At 75.1% G+C, this 17,856-nt stretch carries 16 protein-coding genes and 1 pseudogene; 11 read left to right on the top strand and 6 right to left on the bottom strand.

The features are described from left to right. The first annotated feature begins 103 nt into the window (after positions 1–103). From H7344_RS11075 to H7344_RS11065, 3 genes are all read left to right on the top strand, one after another. Entirely contained in the window at positions 104–781 is a 678-nt protein-coding gene (locus H7344_RS11075) for a response regulator transcription factor (protein ID WP_186346082.1), read from the top strand. Beyond that, positions 774–2,189, top strand: coding sequence for a sensor histidine kinase (locus H7344_RS11070; RefSeq protein ID WP_222130525.1), 1,416 nt, complete (start codon positions 774–776; stop codon positions 2,187–2,189). The genes H7344_RS11075 and H7344_RS11070 overlap by 8 nt, the downstream gene beginning before the upstream one ends. Positions 2,190–2,291: 102 nt before the next feature. After that, positions 2,292–2,855 carry a PepSY domain-containing protein gene (locus H7344_RS11065; RefSeq protein ID WP_186346081.1) on the top strand — a complete coding sequence of 188 codons (564 nt, stop codon included), beginning with the start codon at positions 2,292–2,294 and terminating at the stop codon, positions 2,853–2,855. Between the two features lie 130 nt (positions 2,856–2,985). On the opposite strand, the gene H7344_RS11060 is transcribed toward H7344_RS11065, so the two are convergent. Continuing rightward, positions 2,986–4,149: a hypothetical protein gene (locus H7344_RS11060; protein ID WP_186346080.1), complete on the bottom strand. Its 1,164-nt coding sequence runs from the start codon at positions 4,147–4,149 to the stop codon at positions 2,986–2,988. 53 nt (positions 4,150–4,202) lie between these two features. On the opposite strand from H7344_RS11060, the pseudogene glsA reads away from it, so the two are divergent. Next, positions 4,203–5,131, top strand: a pseudogene (gene glsA / locus H7344_RS21380) (glutaminase A). A gap of 82 nt (positions 5,132–5,213) precedes the next feature. Here glsA and H7344_RS11050 read toward each other — a convergent pair. Further along, complete coding sequence (locus H7344_RS11050; RefSeq protein ID WP_186346079.1) at positions 5,214–5,753, bottom strand: hypothetical protein; 540 nt, start codon at positions 5,751–5,753, stop codon at positions 5,214–5,216. A 189-nt stretch (positions 5,754–5,942) separates the two neighbouring features. Here H7344_RS11050 and H7344_RS11045 point away from each other — a divergent pair, with 189 nt between their 5' ends. Further along, a complete protein-coding gene (locus tag H7344_RS11045) occupies positions 5,943–6,206 on the top strand; it encodes a gamma-glutamyltransferase (RefSeq protein ID WP_186346078.1) in 264 nt (87 codons plus the stop codon). 133 nt (positions 6,207–6,339) lie between these two features. Here the strand turns inward: H7344_RS11045 and H7344_RS11040 are convergent, their stop codons facing one another. Next, positions 6,340–6,741, bottom strand: a complete 402-nt coding sequence (locus H7344_RS11040; protein ID WP_186346077.1) for a VOC family protein — start codon at positions 6,739–6,741, stop codon at positions 6,340–6,342. Between the two features lie 191 nt (positions 6,742–6,932). On the opposite strand from H7344_RS11040, the gene H7344_RS11035 reads away from it, so the two are divergent. Continuing rightward, on the top strand, positions 6,933–9,770 hold the full coding sequence (locus H7344_RS11035) for a crotonase/enoyl-CoA hydratase family protein (protein ID WP_186346076.1): 2,838 nt from the start codon (positions 6,933–6,935) through the stop codon (positions 9,768–9,770). A 185-nt stretch (positions 9,771–9,955) separates the two neighbouring features. On the opposite strand, the gene H7344_RS11030 is transcribed toward H7344_RS11035, so the two are convergent. Further along, positions 9,956–11,023, bottom strand: a complete 1,068-nt coding sequence (locus tag H7344_RS11030; RefSeq protein ID WP_186346075.1) for an aromatic acid exporter family protein — start codon at positions 11,021–11,023, stop codon at positions 9,956–9,958. Positions 11,024–11,105: 82 nt separating this feature from the next. On the opposite strand from H7344_RS11030, the gene H7344_RS11025 reads away from it, so the two are divergent. The 5 genes from H7344_RS11025 to H7344_RS11005 all read left to right on the top strand — a co-directional run bounded on the left by H7344_RS11025 (position 11,106) and on the right by H7344_RS11005 (position 15,802). Then, complete coding sequence (locus H7344_RS11025; RefSeq protein WP_186346074.1) at positions 11,106–11,396, top strand: hypothetical protein; 291 nt, start codon at positions 11,106–11,108, stop codon at positions 11,394–11,396. 69 nt (positions 11,397–11,465) lie between these two features. Then, positions 11,466–12,251 carry a CoA transferase subunit A gene (locus H7344_RS11020; protein WP_186346073.1) on the top strand — a complete coding sequence of 262 codons (786 nt, stop codon included), beginning with the start codon at positions 11,466–11,468 and terminating at the stop codon, positions 12,249–12,251. Beyond that, positions 12,248–12,886: a 3-oxoacid CoA-transferase subunit B gene (locus tag H7344_RS11015; protein ID WP_186346072.1), complete on the top strand. Its 639-nt coding sequence runs from the start codon at positions 12,248–12,250 to the stop codon at positions 12,884–12,886. The genes H7344_RS11020 and H7344_RS11015 overlap by 4 nt, the downstream gene beginning before the upstream one ends. A gap of 54 nt (positions 12,887–12,940) precedes the next feature. Beyond that, the gene (locus tag H7344_RS11010; protein WP_186346071.1) at positions 12,941–14,356 is read left to right on the top strand and encodes an SIR2 family protein; all 1,416 of its coding nucleotides are present in this window, start codon (positions 12,941–12,943) and stop codon (positions 14,354–14,356) included. A gap of 75 nt (positions 14,357–14,431) precedes the next feature. Continuing rightward, positions 14,432–15,802 (top strand): alpha/beta hydrolase domain-containing protein, encoded by a 1,371-nt coding sequence (locus H7344_RS11005; RefSeq protein ID WP_222130522.1) that lies wholly within the window; start codon positions 14,432–14,434, stop codon positions 15,800–15,802. Positions 15,803–15,805: 3 nt separating this feature from the next. Here the strand turns inward: H7344_RS11005 and H7344_RS21200 are convergent, their stop codons facing one another. Further along, entirely contained in the window at positions 15,806–16,462 is a 657-nt protein-coding gene (locus tag H7344_RS21200; RefSeq protein ID WP_229707145.1) for a PaaI family thioesterase, read from the bottom strand. Further along, positions 16,459–17,727 carry a hypothetical protein gene (locus H7344_RS10995; RefSeq protein WP_186346070.1) on the bottom strand — a complete coding sequence of 423 codons (1,269 nt, stop codon included), beginning with the start codon at positions 17,725–17,727 and terminating at the stop codon, positions 16,459–16,461. Before H7344_RS10995 ends, H7344_RS21200 begins: the two co-directional genes overlap by 4 nt. Positions 17,728–17,856: the final 129 nt, after the last annotated feature.

The following is a 17,856-nucleotide window of genomic DNA, read 5'->3' as shown; positions in this document are numbered from 1 at the left end:
GCTTGGGTGCGACGTCCCGGCCCGGACCAGCGGTGACCAGCGGCGTTCAGCGAGGGTTCAGCGGTGGGGGAGGATGGCGGCCCGTCCACCTGGAGGTCCCACCATGCGCGTGCTCGTCGTCGACGACGAGGTGCGGCTCGCCCGTTCGCTGCGGATCGGGCTGGAGGCCGAGGGGTTCGCGGTGGACGTCGCGACCGACGGGACCGACGGGTTGTGGTTGGCGCGGGAGAACACCTACGACGCGATCGTGCTCGACCTGATGCTGCCGGGGATCAACGGCTACAAGGTCTGCGAGACGCTGCGCGCGGAGGAGGACTGGACGCCGATCCTCATGCTCACCGCCAAGGACGGCGAGTGGGACCAGGTCGAGGGGCTCGACACGGGCGCCGACGACTACCTGACCAAGCCGTTCTCGTTCCCGGTGCTCGTCGCCCGGCTGCGGGCGGTGGCCCGGCGCGGTGCCCGGGAGCGGCCGACCGAGCTGGTGGTGGGGGATCTGCGCGTCGACCCGGCCGCCCGGCGGGTGTGGCGCGGCGAGGCCGAGGTCGAGCTGACCGCGCGGGAGTTCTCGCTGCTGGCCTTCCTCGCCCGGCACGCCGGCGACGTGGTCTCCAAGCGGCAGATCCTCGAGGCGGTGTGGGACGTCGACTTCGACGGCGACCCGAACATCGTCGAGGTCTACGTCCGTCACCTGCGCAACAAGATCGACCGGCCCTTCGGCCGCGAGGCGATCCAGACCCTGCGGGGCGCGGGCTACCGGCTGGCGAGCAACGGTGGCTGAGCCGTTCGCCGAGAGAGGGGCCGGGCGCTGGTCCACCCGGGCCTCGGTCCGGCTGCGCACCACCGCCGCGGCCGTCCTCGTCGTGGCGGTCGCCCTGCTGCTCGGGGCGCTCGTGCTCGTCGCCATGGTCCGCGGCTCGCTGCGCGACGGCGTGGAGGCCGGCGCCGAGCAGCGCGCCGCCGAGCTGGCCGCCCAGGTCGAGGCCACCGGGCCGCCGGGCCCGGGGGAGCGCGACCCGGACGACGACCCGGACGACGACGGCGACGAGGACGAGCCCGAGGAGCTGGTCTGGCAGGTGCTCGACGTCGCCGGCCGGGTGGTCGCCGCGTCGCAGCCGCTCGGCGCCACGCTGCCACGCGACGAGGACGAGGTGCGGCTGGCGGGGGCCGACCAGCCGTACCTCGTGGTGACGGAGGACGCCGACCGTGACGAGGACGGCGGCACGGCGGCGTACGGCGTCGTCGTCGCCGCGTCGCTGGAGGACGTCGAGGAGTCGACCGACGCGCTGGTCGCGCCGCTGACGCTCGGCCTGCCCCTGGTGCTGCTGCTGGTCGGCGGCACCACCTGGGTGGTGGCCGGCCGCGCGCTGGCGCCGGTGGAACGGATCCGGCGCGAGGTCGAGGGCATCACCGGCGACCGGCTCGACCGCCGCGTGCCCGAGCCGCCGGCGCGCGACGAGGTCCGGCGGCTCGCCGTGACGATGAACGCCATGCTCGCGCGGCTGCAGACGTCCAGCGAGCGGCAGCAGCAGTTCGTCGCGGACGCCTCGCACGAGCTCCGCTCCCCGCTGGCGAGCATCCGGCAGACCGCCGAGGTCGCCCGCGAGCACCCTGGTGCGCTGCCGGAGGGCGAGCTGGCCGAGGCGGTGCTCGAGGAGTCCGCCCGGATGCAGCGGCTCGTCGAGCAGCTGCTCCTGCTCACCCGCGCCGACGAGGGCGCGCTGGTGCGGACTCACCGCGACGTCGACCTCGACGACCTGGCGCTCACCGAGGCGCGACGGGTACGCCGTGCCGGCCTGACCGTGGACACGGGCGCGGTGGCGCCGGGGCGGGTGCAGGGCGACCCGCTCGCGCTCGCGCAGGTCGTGCGGAACCTCGTCGACAACGCGGCCCGCCACGCCACCTCCGCCGTCGCGTTGGCCGTCACCGACCACGGCGACGCGGTCGAGCTGGCCGTCGAGGACGACGGCGCCGGCGTGCCCGAGGCGGACCGGGAACGGGTCTTCGAGCGGTTCGTCCGGCTCGACGACGCCCGCGCGCGGGACGCCGGTGGGAGCGGTCTGGGGCTCGCCATCGTGCGCGAGACGGTCGCCGCGCACGGGGGGACGGTGGCGGTGTCGGGCTCCTCGCTCGGTGGTGCGCGGTTCGTGGTGCGGCTGCCGGCGGCGTACCGGGACGAGCGATCCTGAACGGCCTTTCAGGAGCGTTCAGGGGAGGTTCAGCGACCCCCCGCGCATGGTGGTGCCACACCACCGGGCAGGGAGCCCGGAACGCTCACCGAGAGGGTCACCATGAACACCAGCAAGCTCCGCGCCAAGCGCGTCCTTGTCCCCGCGGTCGCCACCGTCGCCGTGCTCGGGATCGGCGGCACCGTCTGGGCGACCACCGCGGCTGCCGACGGCACGGTCGACGGCAGCGAGCGGGACCGGGTCGCCGCCGCGGCCGTCGAGGCGGTCGGCAGCGGCGAGGCCGTCGACGTCGAGACCAGCGACGACCCTGGCGAGACGTACGAGGTCGAGGTCCGGCTGCCCGACGGCGCCGAGGTCGACGTCGCCCTCGACGGTGACCTGGGCGTCGTCAGCCAGGACCGCGACGACGACACCGACGACGACCGTGACGACGACCGTGACGACGACCGTGACGACGTCGACGACCGCGCGCTCAGCGCCGACGAGCGGACCGCCGCGGGCGAGGCCGCGGTGGCGGCCGTCGGCGGCGGCACCGTCCTCGACGTCGAGGCGGGCGACGACCCGGCCGAGGCCTACGAGGTCGAGGTCCGCGCGACCGACGGCACCGAGTGGGACGTCGAGCTCGACGCCGACCTGGCGGTGCTCGACAAGCGCGCCGACCGCTGAGCCCTGGCGGTCCCCGAGCAGCGGGTCGTGTGCCCGAGGACGCCCACGAGCGCGTCCGAAGGCACACGACCCCTTCGTCTCGTCCGGGAGCGGCGGACCGGGTCGAGGAGGGGAGGCAGGCGAAGGCAGGTCAGGCGGGCGGAAGGAGCTGTCCGGCGACCGAGCCCAGGCGCGAGCCGACCCGGCCGTAGGTCGTGATCAGCTCGCCCTCGATCGGCCGTTCGCGGTCGTCGCCGTCGCCGATCCACGAGAACCGAAAGCCGTCGGCGCCCCACCGCGGCTCGCGCGCCGGGCGGGCCACGACCCGGCCGCCGTCCTGCCACCAGGTCGTCGCCTCGTCGCTGCCGGGCAGGAGCGACCAGTCGCCGGCGGCGTACACGTAGGTCCCGAGGAGGTTCCGCTCCCTCGGGACACGGCCGTCACCAGCGCGGACGTAGCGGACGGCGACGCGGTCGCCCACCCGGTCCATGGCGTCGACGCGCCAGGAGTCGTCGTACTCCTCGGGGTGGCCGTAGGTGTGCAGCGTGCCGTCGACTGGGTCGATCTCGACGACCTCCTGCTCCACGACGCACCCGCCGCAGGGCTCGCCGCGCACCTGCCTCAGCCCGAGCAGCGAGGCGCCGTCGACGGAGAGGTGGAGCGCGACCAGGGGTTCGTCGAGCAGCACCGTGTCGACCTCTCCGTCGCGGATCCGCGCGACGCCGCGAGCACCGTCCTCGTAGGTCTCGCTGCCGTCGTGCCAGAGCACGAGGGTCGTGTCGCCCACCGTGGCCGCGACGCCGAAGTACCCGCGCACGACGTCGGGGTCGTCGACCGCGACCGGGTCGTCGGTCCCGGGCAGCGCGACCTCCTCGACCGCGTCGAACGCCGGCGACCAGGAGCGGAGCACCGTCGGTTGGTCGTAGCGCGCGAGCAGGTTCACCCGGGCCGCTGACCTGCCCGGCAGGTCGGCGTCACCGATCGGGGCGCCGGCCTCGGGTTCGCCGGTCCGCGGGTCGAGCAGCCGCAGCCGGCGGCGGTCCTCCTCGACGACGACGAGCCCACCACCAGGCAGCCAGCGTGCATCGACGGCCTCGGGCAGGACCCGCTCCCGGCCGCCGGCGCGGACGAGCAGGCCCCGCGGCGTCCCGAGCGCGTACGTCGGGACCGGCGCCACCACGTCGAGCGGCTCGACCCGCGGCTCGAGGAGGGCGGCGGCGGGCTCGCGGTCACCCACGACCGCCCAGGCGGCGACCCCGCCCGCGGTCAGGGCCACGACCACCGCGCCGACCACCATGCTTCGTCGCCGCGCCACCACCCCACCCTAGGGCGAGCGGCGGCGCGGACCGCCGTCGTACGCTCCACGAGGTGGCCCTCGACCGTGACGACCTGACCGCCTCCCTCGACGCCCTGCGCGAGCGGCTGCTGCCCGAGTGCGGGGGCGAGGTGGGCGACCCGGCGGTCGAGAGGTCGGAGGAGCGCTTCGGGCTCGCCGTCGTCACCGTCGACGGCGAGGTGTGCCGGACCGACGACGCGGACGTGACCTTCCCGGTGCAGTCCGTGGCCAAGCCGTGGGTGTACGCCGTCGCGCTGGCCGACCAGCGCGACGCCGTCCACGACGCGATCGGCGTCGAGCCGACCGGCGAGCCGTTCGACGCCCTGGTGCTCGAGCTCGAGACGGGCCGGCCGCCGAACCCGATGGTCAACGCCGGCGCGCTGATGGCGGTCTCGTTGGTCGCCGGCTCCGGGCTCGAGGACCGGGTGGAGCGCGTGGTCGACGTCTGCTCGCGGGCCGCAGGCCGCCGGCTGCACGTCGACGAGGACGTCGTCGCCGCTGAGCTCGAGGGCGCCGACGCAACCGGGCGCTCGCCCACCTGATGCGCGGCGGCGGCATGCTCACCTGCTCGGTCGAGGAGGCCGTCGAGGTGCTCGCGCGGGTGTGCTCGATCCAGGTCACCGCCACCGACCTCGCGACGATGGCGGCGACGTTCGCCGGCTGGGGCGTCCGCCCCGGGACCGACGAGCGGGTACTGCCCGCGGCCGTCGTCACCGAGGCGCTGAGCGTGATGGCGACGTGCGGGATGTACGACGGCAGCGGCCGGTGGATCCACCGCGCCGGCATGCCCGCCAAGTCCGGCGTCTCCGGTGGGCTGATGGCCGTCGCCCCCGGCGTGCTCGGCCTTGCCGGCTGGAGCCCGCGGCTCGACGAGCAGGGCAACAGCGTCCGCGCCCTCCTCGCCGGTGAGTGGCTCTCCGAGGAGCTCGGCCTGCACCAGTTCGCCCCGCACGGGTCGTAGCCGGGGTCGTGTGCCCGCGGACGCGCTCGACCGCGTCGTGGGGCACACGACCCCGCGTGCGGGCCCGCAGCAGCCCGCCCGCTCAGCCCCGCGGCGTACGCCGCCGACGCACCAGCCACACCGCGATCCCACCGACGGCGACGACCGCAACGGCCGACCCGGCCAGCACGGCCGGGGCGTCGAACGGCGCGCCGGTGGCCGTCCCGGACCGCTCCCAGGCCGACCCGCGGCCGGAGACCACCCACGCGTTGCACGGGTTGACCCGCCACGCGCCGTCCTGCTCGTAGGGCGCGAACAGCCAGGTCCGGTCGGAGCGGTAGCCGTCCGCGAGCTCGTCGCCCTCGCGCGGCCACACGCCGTACTCCTCGGCCTCGACGACCAGCCGCACGGTCCCGCTGTCGGGATCCACCGGCGGCTCGCCGCGGCGTACCTCGGCCACCTCGACCTCGAGCGCGCCGTCGTCGGTGTCCACCACCCGACCGGTGAAGAGGACCGTCGCGCCGGCGACGACCTGCCCGCGCCCCACGCAGGACAACGCCTCCACCGGGGACGCCACCGCGCCGAGGCCGACCGGGGTGGCGACGAGGAGCGCGAGGGCGGCGAGGGGGCGCGCGAGGGGCATGCCCGTCCGACGTCCGGGAAGGCCGGCGGGTTCCCGCCGGTTCCCCGGTGAGGAGTCCTCCCGGCATGGGAGGGTGTCGCGGCCGGGAGCCGCCCGGCCTGGGCGGAGGGTGCAGTGCGTCGCAGGTCGAGGGCTGGTCAGGACGATCGACGGTTCCCGCGGCTGCGGCGCTGGTCCAAGCGGATCGGCATGGCGGTCGAGGCGCCGCGGTTCATGTCGCTGAACTTCCCGAGCTCCTTCGCCCCGCACGTCACCGAGCCGCACGCGGTCAAGCTCGAGGCACCGCTCCACGACGAGCTGCACGAGGCACTCGAGGACCGCGGCTACGAGGTCGAGCGGGTCGACCGCTGGGACCACGTCCTCGGCGGCGTCGGCATCGTCCGGCGGCTGCCCGGTGGTCGCGTCCAGGCCGGCGCCGACCCGCACGAGAGCACGACGGCCTTCGTGCGCTGAGGCGTTTCGCGTTCCTCGGGGCGCAACAATCGTTCAATTGCGCGGATCTATCGCGGTGGGAGCGCTTCCGCACGTCCACAACCGCGCAATTGAACGATCGTCGACCGGCCCCGACTCCGACCGGCCCGTGGGCTCAGCCCATCGCGGCCAGGTCCATGTACATGACCTCCCAGACGTGGCCGTCGAGGTCGCGGAAGGACCCGCCGTACATCGGCCCGTCGTCGCCGCCGGTGCGCTCGGCGGTGTCGGTTGCGCCGGCGGCCGCGGCACGGGTGCACAGCTCGTCGACCTCCTCGCGGCTGTCGGCGGAGAGGCAGATGAGCACCTCGGTACCGGTGCCGGCCGGCGTCGTGCCGTGGAAGGAGTGGAAGTACTCCTCCTGCAGCAGCATCACGCTGCACAGGTCGTTGAGGACGAGGCAGCACGCCTTGCCGTCGCTGAACTGCTCGTTGAACGTGAACTCCAGCGCCGACCAGAAGGCGCGGGCGCGCTCGACGTCGGCGACGGGCAGGTTCGGGAAGACCATGCGGCTCATGCGGGGCTCCTGGGTTCGGGGTGGGGTCGGGGTGGGGTCGGGGCGGGAAGTGGCTGACAGGGCAGACCGCGACGACGTCGCGGACTCATCGCTGCGCGGACCGGCCACCTCCGCTACGCTCACGAACAAACAGTCACGCCTGACTTTTTCTGACGTCGTCGGAGGGTCAGCGAGAGCGTCTTGGAGAGTGCATGAGCGAGTCCGACCTGCCCACCCAGCTCGCGAGCTACCCGCGGGTGGTCCGTGCCGGCGCCGACGTCGCCGCGCCGCTCCCGCTGGCGCAGGGCCTGGTCGCCGACCTGGCGCGGTACGCCGCGTGGCTGACGATGCACTCCTCCTTCCGTGGGTCGCCGCCGGAGGTCGCGAGCGTGGGGGACACGTTCGAGGAGCAGGTCTCGCTCATGGGCATCCCCGCCGACATCGCGTGGACCGTCGTCGAGGCGGAGGTCGGCCTGGTGGCGCTCGACGGCACCGGCCCGATGGACCTCTCGCTCGGCCTGCGGATCAGCGTGACCGGCGGCGACGGCGCCGAGGGCGACCCGGTGCGCGTCGCGGTCGAGGCCGGCATCGGCGGCGACCCCGTCGAGGGCCCGCTCGGCGCGACCGTCGCGGCCAGCGTCGAGGAGGCGCTGACCGAGTCGGCCACGAAGTTCGCCGCGCTCGCGGCCGAGCTCGCCGCGGACCCGGCCGTCTCCGCGGGCGGGCGGTTCCCGCGTCGTACCGTCGTCCACGAGCGCACCGGCGCCCGCCTCGACCCCCGCACCCCCGTGCTCGTCGGCGTCGGCCAGGTCGCCCAGCGCGAGCCCGACCTCGGCGCGCCGAAGGACCCGGTCACGCTCGCCGTCGAGGCGCTGCGCCGCGCCGGCGAGGACAGCGGCGCCGGCGCCCGTCTGCTCGAGGAGGCCGATGCGGTGTACGCCGTCGCGAGCGCCTCGTGGACCTACCGCGACGCCGCCGCGCTCGTCGCCGAGGCGCTGGGCGCCAAGCCGGACGAGACCGCGATGTCGGCGCCCTACGGCGGTGATGCCGGCCAGGTGCTCATCAACACCGCCGGCCAGGCGGTCGCCGACGGCCGCGCCGACGTCGTGCTGGTCTGCGGCGCGGAGGCCGGGGCGACGCTCGCCGCCGCGCAGAAGCAGGGGCTCGACCTCGACTGGCCGACCCAGCCCGCCGACGTCGCCCCCGACCGGGTCATCGGCAGCGACCGCGAGGCGAACAACGGGCCGGAGTCCGCGGCCGGGCTGACCGTGCCGGTCTACACCTACGCGCTGATGGAGTCCGCCGTCCGCGCCAAGGCCGGCGAGACGCCCGAGGAGCACCTGCGCACGATCACCGGCCTGTGGTCGCGCCTCTCCGAGGTCGCCGCCGGCAACGAGCACGCGTGGCTGCCGCAGGCGTTCACCCCCGAGGAGCTCGCCACGACCGACGGCGGCAACCGGATGATCAGCGAGCCCTATCCGAAGCTGCTGTGCGCCAACCTGACCGTCGACCTCGCCGCCGGGGTGGTGGTCACCAGCGTCGCGGCCGCGGAGGCGCTCGGCATCCCGCAGGACAAGTGGGTCTTCCTGCACGCCGGCGCGGCGGCGTACGACGAGTGGTTCGTCTCCGAGCGCCGTGACCTCGCGGCGTCGCCGGCGATCCGGGCGATCGGCGAGGCGGCGTTCGCGCACGCCGGGATCGGTCCCGACGACGTGCGCCACGTCGACCTCTACTCCTGCTTCCCGGCCGCGGTGCAGATGGCCGCGGGCGAGCTCGGCTTCCCGCTCGACGACGCGGAGCGGCCGCTGTCGGTGACCGGCGGGCTGACCTTCGCGGGCGGACCGGGCAACAACTACGGCACGCACGCGGTCGCGACGCTGGTCGGGCGGCTGCGCGAGGACCCGGAGTCCTACGGCCTGTCGACCTCGCTCGGCTGGTTCGTCACCAAGCACGCCCTGGGGATCTACTCGGCGACGCCGCCGCGCTCGGCGTACCGCGCCCTCGCGCCGATGCTGCTGCCCGAGCGCTCGCGCCCCGCCCTCGACACGTGGAGCGGGCCGGGCGTGGTCGAGGCTGCGACCGCGCAGTACGACCGGTCCGGCGCGCCCGAGCACGCGATCCTCTCCGTGCTCACCCCGTCCGGCGAGCGGGTGCTGGTGCGCTCGGCGCAGGCCGAGGTGCTCGAGCAGGTCGTCTGCGGCGACCCGCTGCACCTGCCGGTCGAGGTGTCCGACGCCAAGACGCTGCGGTTCACCGGCAGCGAGCGGCACGAGCTGCCCGAGCCGCCGGTGCCGCCGGTGCTGACCGAGCGACGCGGCCCGGTGCTGGTCATCACGATCAACCGGCCCGAGCGGCGCAACGCGATCGACCTGCGCACCGCCCAGCTGCTGGAGCGGGTCATCGACGCGTTCGAGGCCGACGACGAGGCGCGGGTGGCGGTGCTGACCGGCGCGGGCGGGACGTTCTCGGCCGGCATGGACCTCAAGGCGGCCGCCGCGGGGTCGTTCGCGCTGACCGACAAGCGCGGCCCGCTCGGGATCGCGGCGCTGCCGATCAGCAAGCCGGTCATCGCCGCGGTCGAGGGCCACGCGCTCGCCGGCGGCTGCGAGCTGGCGCTGGTCGCCGACCTCATCGTCGCCTCGACCGACTCGCAGTTCGGCATCCCGGAGCCCAAGCGCGGCCTCGTCGCGGCCGCCGGCGGCGTGCTGCGGCTGACCGAGCGGTTGCCGCGCAACGTCGCCATGGAGCTCGCGCTGACCGGCAACCCCATGCCCGCCACCCGGATGGCCGAGCTCGGGCTGGTCAACCGGCTGGCCGAGCCCGGCACCGTGCTCGACGCCGCCCTCGCCCTGGCCGACGAGATCGTCGCGAACGCGCCGCTCTCGATCAGCGCCAGCCGCCGGATCGTCCTCGAGTCGCCGTCCTGGTCGGCCGACGAGGCGTTCGCGAAGCAGAGCGACCTCGCCGGCGTGGCCGTCATGTCCGAGGACGCCGCCGAGGGGATCGCCGCCTTCGCCGAGCACCGCGAGCCGGTCTGGAAGGGCCGCTGACCCGACGCCCGCCCCGGCGGCCGGGCTCGGTGCAGGGTCGGTGGGAGTCGCAGCATGTAACGCGATGTTCGCTGCACTAGACGCACGCTGCAGCGTGCAGATAGAGCGGCGAACGTCGCGTTACAAGGCCGCCCGCGACGCCGCCCGGAACCCGGCGGCGGGGCGGCGGGGCGGCGGGGAGCCGGTCAGGACCACGCCTCGATGGCACGCTGGAGGTTGACCCAGACGGCGGCGGCGGGCAGGTGCTTGTCGTCGGCGGAGGCGAGCCGCCAGACGAGCAGTCCGAGCTCCTCGACGGTCCGTTCGGCGTCGGCGGTGGGGATCGCGGCGGCGTCCTCCTCGACGGGGTCCTCCTCGGCGCTGCGGAGCAGCGTGCCCACCGCCCGCATCGCCCGCGCCAGCGTCTCGCGCAGGTCCCGGGCCGACTCGTCGTCGCCGTGCATCGCGGAGCGCTGGTCCGAGACGAGCGCCGAGACCTCGTCCACGCACCCGGCGAGGCGCTCCAGCGCGCGGGCCTGGGCGTAGCGGCGGTCGGCGGTCTCCGACCAGCGACCGGCGCGCCAGTTGCCGCGGCGGGCGTCGTTGGCCTCGGTCACCAGCGCGCGCAGGTCGCTGACGTAGGGCTCGATCCGGCGGCGCTGCCGCTCCCAGAACGACTCGTCCAGGAGCTCCTCGGCCAGCAGACCGTCCGCCAGGGCGTCGAGCTCGTCGGCCAGTCGGTGCCGCAGGCGGACCTGCGCGCGGGTGACCGGCGTGAGCGGGAGCTGGGGCACCAGCGCGTTCACGACGGTGGCGACCACCGCGCCGAAGGCGGTCAGGCCGACGTACGCCCCGACGTACGCCTCCGGGTCGTGCCGGCCGATGATCAGCACGAACAGGGCCGCGACCAGCACCCAGCTGCCCATCGCGCCCAGCGGCCGCAGCCCGGCCAGCATGGTCGCCACGGCGATCGTCAGGGCCAGGGCGAGCCAGCTGGGCACGTCCAGCAGCCCGGCGCCGGTCGCCAGCGCGGCGCCGAGCGCGATCGCCGCGACGGTCTGCGCGGAGGTCCGTGCCGAGCCGATCACCGTCGTCGACATCGCGGCCGCGGCCCCCATCGGCGCGTAGTACGGGTAGTCCCCGAGCGGACCGCCGAGCGGCTGGACGAGCAGCCAGGCGAGCCCGGCCGCCGCCGCCGTCTTGAGCGCGAGCAGCCATCGCGGGTGCGCCCACGACGCCGCCTGCAGGCGCCGCCAGTGGTCGAGTGCTGGCATGCCCCGACGGGTACCCACCCTCGGCCCCCCGTCACCCGCTGGGGTGAGTGTGGTCACATCGGGTTCGAGGCACCGTGGAACCATGACCTCGGGAACCCAGGCCGGCGCCGTCCGGCTGCGGACACTGGACCGCGGCGAACGGCGGGACCGCCCCGCTTTCTGGTACGACGAGGCCGGTGCGCCGCGCGACGACGTGGAGGCGGTCGCGGAGGTGCTCGCCCACCAGGGCTACGACCTCGACGCGATCACCGGGTGGTTCACCCGGCCGAACGCCGGCCTGCCCGGCATGGCCGCCCCGGTCGACCTGCTCCCCACGCACGTCGGGCGCGTCCTCGCCCTGGCCGGCTCCGACCGGCCCTGCGGTCGCCCCTGACCCTGCGGGGCGCCACGTCGACCCTGCGTGTGTGCCACCTCGGGGTGGGGGTCGTGCTTGGATCGGCGGATGGACAAGGTGATGGCGTCGGCCGCCGAGGCGGTGGCCGACATCGCGAGCGGGTCGACGGTGGCGGTCGGCGGGTTCGGGTTGTGCGGGATCCCGTCGGTGCTGATCGAGGCGCTGCTGGAGGCCGGGATCGACGAGCTCGAGGCGGTGTCGAACAACGCCGGCGTCGACGACTGGGGCCTGGGCCGGCTGCTCGCGGCCGGGCGACTGCGGCGGATGGTGGCGTCGTACGTCGGGGAGAACCGGGAGTTCGCCCGGCAGTACCTCGCCGGTGAGCTCGAGGTCGAGCTGACCCCGCAGGGCACGCTCGCGGAGCGGATGCGCGCGGGCGGCAGCGGGATCCCGGCGTTCTTCACCGCGACCGGGGTCGGGACGCAGGTGGCCGAGGGCGGGCTGCCGTGGCGCTACGACAGTGACGGCAACGTGGTGAAGGCCTCGCCGCCGAAGCCCACGCAGGTCTTCGAGACCGCCGAGGGGTCGAAGGAGTTCGTGCTGGAGCACGCGATCGTCGCGGACTTCGGGCTGGTGCGTGCCTGGAAGGGCGACCGGCACGGCAACCTCCTCTACAAGGACTCCGCGCGGAACTTCAACCCGCTCGCAGCGATGTGCGGGCGGACCACGATCGCGGAGGTCGAGGAGCTGGTCGAGCCCGGGGAGATCGACCCCAACCACGTCCACACGCCCGGGGTGTTCGTGCAGCGCGTGGTCGCGCTGACCCCCGAGCAGGCCGCGGACAAGCGGATCGAGAAGCGCACGGTCCGCCCGAGCCAGGAGGCGCAGGCATGAGCTGGAGCCGCGAGGACATGGCCGCGCGGGCGGCCAGCGAGCTGACCGACGGCTCCTACGTCAACCTCGGGATCGGGCTGCCGACGCTGGTGCCGAACTACGTCGCCGATGACGTGGAGCTGGTGCTGCAGTCCGAGAACGGCATCCTCGGCGTGGGCGCCTACCCGGTCGAGGGCGAGGAGAGCCCCGACCTGGTCAACGCCGGCAAGGAGACCGTCACGGTGCGGCGCGGGGCGAGCTTCTTCGACTCCGCGACCAGCTTCGGGATGATCCGCGGCGGGAAGGTCGACGCCGCGATCCTCGGCGCGATGCAGGTCAGCGCCGCGGGCGACATCGCGAACTGGATGATCCCCGGGAAGATGGTCAAGGGGATGGGCGGCGCCATGGACCTCGTCCACGGCGCGAAGAAGGTCATCGTGCTGATGGAGCACGTCGCCCGCGACGGGTCCTACAAGATCGTCGAGGAGTGCTCGCTGCCCTACACCGGCCGCGGCGTCGTCCAGCGGGTCATCACCGACCTCGCCGTCATCGACATCGTGCCCGCGAGCGAGGGTGGCGGCCTCCGGCTGGTCGAGCTCGCGCCCGGCGTCACCGAGGACGAGGTTCGCGAGAAGACCGAGCCGCCGCTGCGCTGAACCCCCGTCCGGGCGGGTCTGGCCCGCGACCCGGGCGGGCACCCGGGACCCGAGATGTCCCACCCGACCGGTCACCTGTTCCTCGTCCGCGGCCGCATCGAGACGGTCGTCCACGACGCCGCCGTCGTGCCCACCGACGACCGTGGCGAGGTCGCCGAGCACTGGCGGCCCGTGGTCGACGGCGGTCCGTCGGTGTGGTTCGTCAGTGTCGGCAACGGCGACGGGCTCCCGCCGGAGGAGCTGGTACGTCGCGTGCTGGACGTCGTCGGCGAGGTCGCGGCCGCGGACCTCCCGCCGGCCGGCGGGCGGGTGAAGCCGGTGCTGGCCGTCCCGGTGCTCGGCCTCGAGGGCGGCGGCCACGACCGCGACCGCGGTGAGGTGGTCCAGGCGCTGCTGGCCGGTCTGCTGGACGCCGTCACGCGGGTCGACCTCGACATCGCCGTCGTGGTGCCCGACCCGTCGGTGCACGCCGCCGCACAGCACGTCCGGGCCGCGCTCGCCCCGCCCGCGCTCGAGCCGGGGCTGGCCGAGGAGGCCGACCGGCTGGGAGCGCTGGCCCGCCGCGGCGAGCTCGCGCTGTTCCTCGGCGCCGGGGTGAGCGTGCCGGCCGGGCTGCCGTCGTGGAGCCGGATGCTCGCGCTGCTCGCCGAGCGCACCGGTCGGCGCGGGCGCCTCGACGTGGAGCGTCTCTCGCTGCTGGACCGGGCCCAGCTCCTCGAGCAGCAGGTGCCCGACCTGGGCCGGCAGGTCGCCGAGCTGTGTGGCGGCGTCGGCCGGGGCTCGCTGGCCCACGGGCTGCTCGCCGGGCTGGGCTGCCGCGAGGCGGTGACCACCAACTACGACCGGCTCCTCGAGACCGCCGTCCGGGCCGCGGGCGGCGAGGTCGCGGTGCTGCCGTGGGAGAGCCCGGTCGGCGCGCCCGGGTGGGTGCTGAAGCTGCACGGCGACGTCGACCACCCCGGCAGCATCGTGCTCACCCGGCGCGACGTCGTCCGGTTCGCAGCCGAGGTGGGCCCGACCGGCGCCATGCTGCAGAACCTGCTGCTGACCCGGCACCTGCTCGTCGTCGGGTCCTCGATGACCGACGACAACGTCGTCCGGCTCGCGCAGGAGGTCCAGGTGCACCGCGAGCAGCACGGCGTGACCGGTGAGTTCGGCACGGTGCTCGACGTCGACGACGACGCCGCCCGCGGCGAGCTGTGGTCGTGCCAGCTGCGGTGGCTGACGCTGCCGGGGGACCGGCTCGAGGAGCGGACCCGCTCGCTGGAGGTGTTCCTCGACGCCGTCGCCGCCCGCGCCTCCGACGACGCTCGCTGGCTGCTCGACCCGCGCTTCGCCGGCCTGCTCGACGCCGAGGAGCGCGAGCTGGCCGAGCAGGTGCGGCGGGTGCGCACGGGCGTGGAGGGCCACGGGCCGGAGTGGAGGCCGCTGCTCGACGCGCTGGACCGGCTGGGCGCCGACGCGAGCTGACCCGGGCTGACGCTGCTGGACGCGGGCTGACGCGATCGCCACGCGCGGTGGCCGCCGGCGCGGCAGGATCACGCCATGGTCACCTCGCCCGGCCGGCCCGCGGCCACCACGCTGACGCTCCTCCCGCCCGGCGAGCACGGCCTGCTGGCCGCCCGCCCGGGACCTGACCTGCGCTCGGCGCGCTACGAGGAGACCGAGCTGGTCGCGGCCGGGACGGCGCCGTCCTACGCCGCGGACGCGGCCGGGCTGCCGCAGGACGGGCGCTGGTCGCTGGTCGAGCGGGACCACGCCGACTTCGCGACGCGCGTCCTGCTGCGCGCGCCGGCCGACCCGGCGGCGTACTCCGGCACGCTCGTCGTCGAGTGGCTCAACGTCAGCTCCGGCACCGACGCGGCCCCGGACTGGACCTACCTGGCCGAGGAGGTCGTCCGCCGCGGCCACGCCTGGGCCGGGGTCTCCGCGCAGCACATCGGCGTCATGGGCGGCGTCTCGGCGGTGGGGCTCGGCGGGCCGAGCGCGGGGCTGCGGGGCCGGGAGCGGTACGCCGCGCTGCACCACCCGGGCGACGCCTACTCCTACGGGATCTTCGGCGAGACCGCCACGGCGCTCGTCGACCACCTCGCGGGCGGTCTCGGCGCGACCACGTGCCTGCTGGCGATCGGGGAGTCGCAGTCGGCGTACGCGCTGACCACCTACGCCAACGGCGTCCAACCGCTCACGGGTCGCTTCGACGGCTTCCTCGTCCACTCCCGCGGCGGCGCCGCGATGCCGCTGGGCGAGCCGGGGACGGCCGTCGACATCGGCGTCTTCCGCAACGACCCGCCGACGCGGATCCGCGACGACCTGGCCGTCCCTGTCGTCATGGTGCAGACCGAGACCGACCTGACCGGACGGCTCGCCTACCTGCCGGCTCGCCAGCCCGACGCCGAGCAGGTGCGGCTGTGGGAGGTGGCGGGGACGGCGCACGCCGACAAGTTTCAGATCGGCGAGTTCGAGCAGTACCTCTCCTGCCCGCGACCGGTGAACCGCGGCCAGCAGGCGTACGTCGTCCGCGCGGCGCTGCGGCACCTCGAGACGTGGGCGCGGGGCGGGCCGGCCGCGCCGACCGCCGACCGGCTCGAGGTGGTCGACGGACGGTTCGCGACCGACGACCTCGGCAACGCCTGTGGCGGGGTCCGCACGCCCGCGGTCGACGTGGCCGTCGAGGTGCTGTCCGGTGACACCGAGCCCGGCGCGCCGGTGATCTGCGAGCTGTTCGGCAGCACGGTGCCGCTGCCGGCGGAGCGGGTCGCGGCGGCGTACCCGGAGCCGTCGGCGTACCTCGCGGCGTACGAGCGGGCGACCGACGCGGCGATCGCAGCGGGCTTCGTGCTGCCCGAGGACCGGGCCGAGGTGCTCGCCGAGGCGCGGGTGAACCAGGTCGCCGAGGCCCTGGACGGCGGGTGAGCCTCAGACCGCCCAGCTCGGCACGATGAAGACGCCCTCCGCCTCGACGGTCACGCCGTCGGGGTCGGCGAGCGTGGCCACGACGAAGACCTTGCGACCTTCCTCGCGGTCGATCCGCGCCTCGACGCGCACCGGCCCCAGCGGGGTGGCGCGGACGTAGCGCATGGTCAGCGTGCCGGTGAAGGTCACCCGCTTGCGTGCGCTCGCGGCCACCCCCATCACGTGGTCGAGCAGCAGCGCGCCGACACCGCCGTGGACCATGCCGGGCGGGCCCTCGTACTGCACGCCCAGCACCACGTCGGCGTGCACCGAGTCGTCGGGGTCGCGCACGACCCGCAGCGGCGGCGCGATCGCGTTGCGCTCGCCGACCACCGCGTTGCCCCAGCTCCACGTGCGGCCCTCGGCGTTGTAGTGGACCCCTGCGGGGCCGTCGGTGCGGCGGGCGCGCAGCCGCGCGACGAGCGCGTCGACCTCGGCGCGGACCGCGCGGACCTCGTCCTCGTCGACGCACGTCTGGATCGTCGCCTCGACCAGCGCGCGGACGCCGTCGGCCAGGGGAGCGTGCACCGCCTCGAGCCGGTCGACCTCGGCGGTGCTGACGTCCTCCTGGACGAAGATCGAGGCGTAGCCGGTCGACGGCGCGCCCGCGGCCGGGCTCACGCCGGCGCCGCCTGCACGGGGAAGATCGGCAGCGAGCGGCGCGGCTCGAACGCGAACGACGCGCCCGTGCTGATCCGGGTCACCGCGACCTCGTCCGGCTCCTTCGCCGGCTCGTCGAGGGTGCGGACCGTCGCGGTCCAGGTGTCGGCGGAGCCGGTGACGTCCACGTCGAGGTACGCGCTCACCCCGCGGACCGCCGCCTGCAGCGGCGCGGTCGTCCCGGGCCCCACGAGGGTGATCCAGGCGCCGTCCTCGTGCGCCGCCGACGGGCGGACGTCGATCGAGCAGGCCTCGCGGTCGACCGACGCGGCGACGTACGCCGCAGGGTTGAGGAGGGGGTGCAGCCGCAGGACCTCGATCGCCCCGGCGGCGTCCGCGGGCAGGTCGAGCGCGCGGCGGATCCGGTCGGCGGCGACCCCGGCGATGCCGACGAGCTGCTTGGTGGCGATGGTGCGCGCCTGCGTGCTGCCGGCCTCGTCGTCGCCGGTGCGGGCGCGCAGCGCGAGCAGGAACGCCAGGTTGAGCAGGTGCATCTGCAGGCACACCTCGTCGGCGATCCGCACCAGTGCGGAGTGGCTGAACGCGGCGAGGTCGAGGTCGTCGACCAGCGGGCCGGCGTAGTCGGCGGCGCCCTCGTCGAGCGGGTCGATCGGGTCGAGCTCGAGCGTCGCGGCGCGAGAGCGCTCGTTGACCGCGAGGGCCGCGATGCCGCTGACCGGCGGGTGCGCCGGGTCGATCCGCACCGTCCACGCGCAGTGCGGCGTGCGGTCGGCCGGCAGCCGCGGCGGCCGGTGGATCGGCCGGACCTGCGCCCGCGGGTTGGTCGCGACGGCGGTGGCGTCGAAGGTCGGGTCCTCGATGGTGTGGCACATCGACCGGACGAAGTCGGGGCCCATCGGCTCGACGTCCATCAGGGCGCCGCAGTGGTCGAGGTGGAACTCCCCGGTCCAGCGGTCGTGCACGGTGTAGCGGAAGTCCATGAACTGCGGGGGAGCGCCGATGTCGAGCTGCAGCCCCTTGAAGATCGTGACGACGTCGCCCTCGTCGGGCGGACCGGCGTAGCCGAGCGCCTGCTGCATCCGCCGGGTGTAGATCGGCGAGGCCGCCGCCCACTCCTCGATCGCGATCTGCGCCATCTCCTCGCGGCCGAACGCCGCGATGCACCACGCCATGCCCGACCGGTCGATCAGCTGGCCGATGAGCAGCAGCTCGGGGACGAGGGTGGCGAGCTGGGCGCGCGAGAGATCGGCGTACCGGCTGGTCATGCGGGCATCGTCGGGCACCCCGGCAGGGGTGTCAACAGTGTTGACCCGAGGTCACGGCAGCCGGGTGAAGACTCGGACGGATCTGCGCGAACCGGTTGACGCCGCGGCGACGGACCGCCATGTTGACGC

The sequence above is a fragment of the Nocardioides deserti genome (genome assembly GCF_014266025.1).
Classification (GTDB): Bacteria; Actinomycetota; Actinomycetes; order Propionibacteriales; family Nocardioidaceae; genus Nocardioides; species Nocardioides deserti.
The sequence above is the reverse complement of the archived record's forward strand: the minus strand, read 5'-3'. Positions and strand labels throughout refer to the sequence as shown.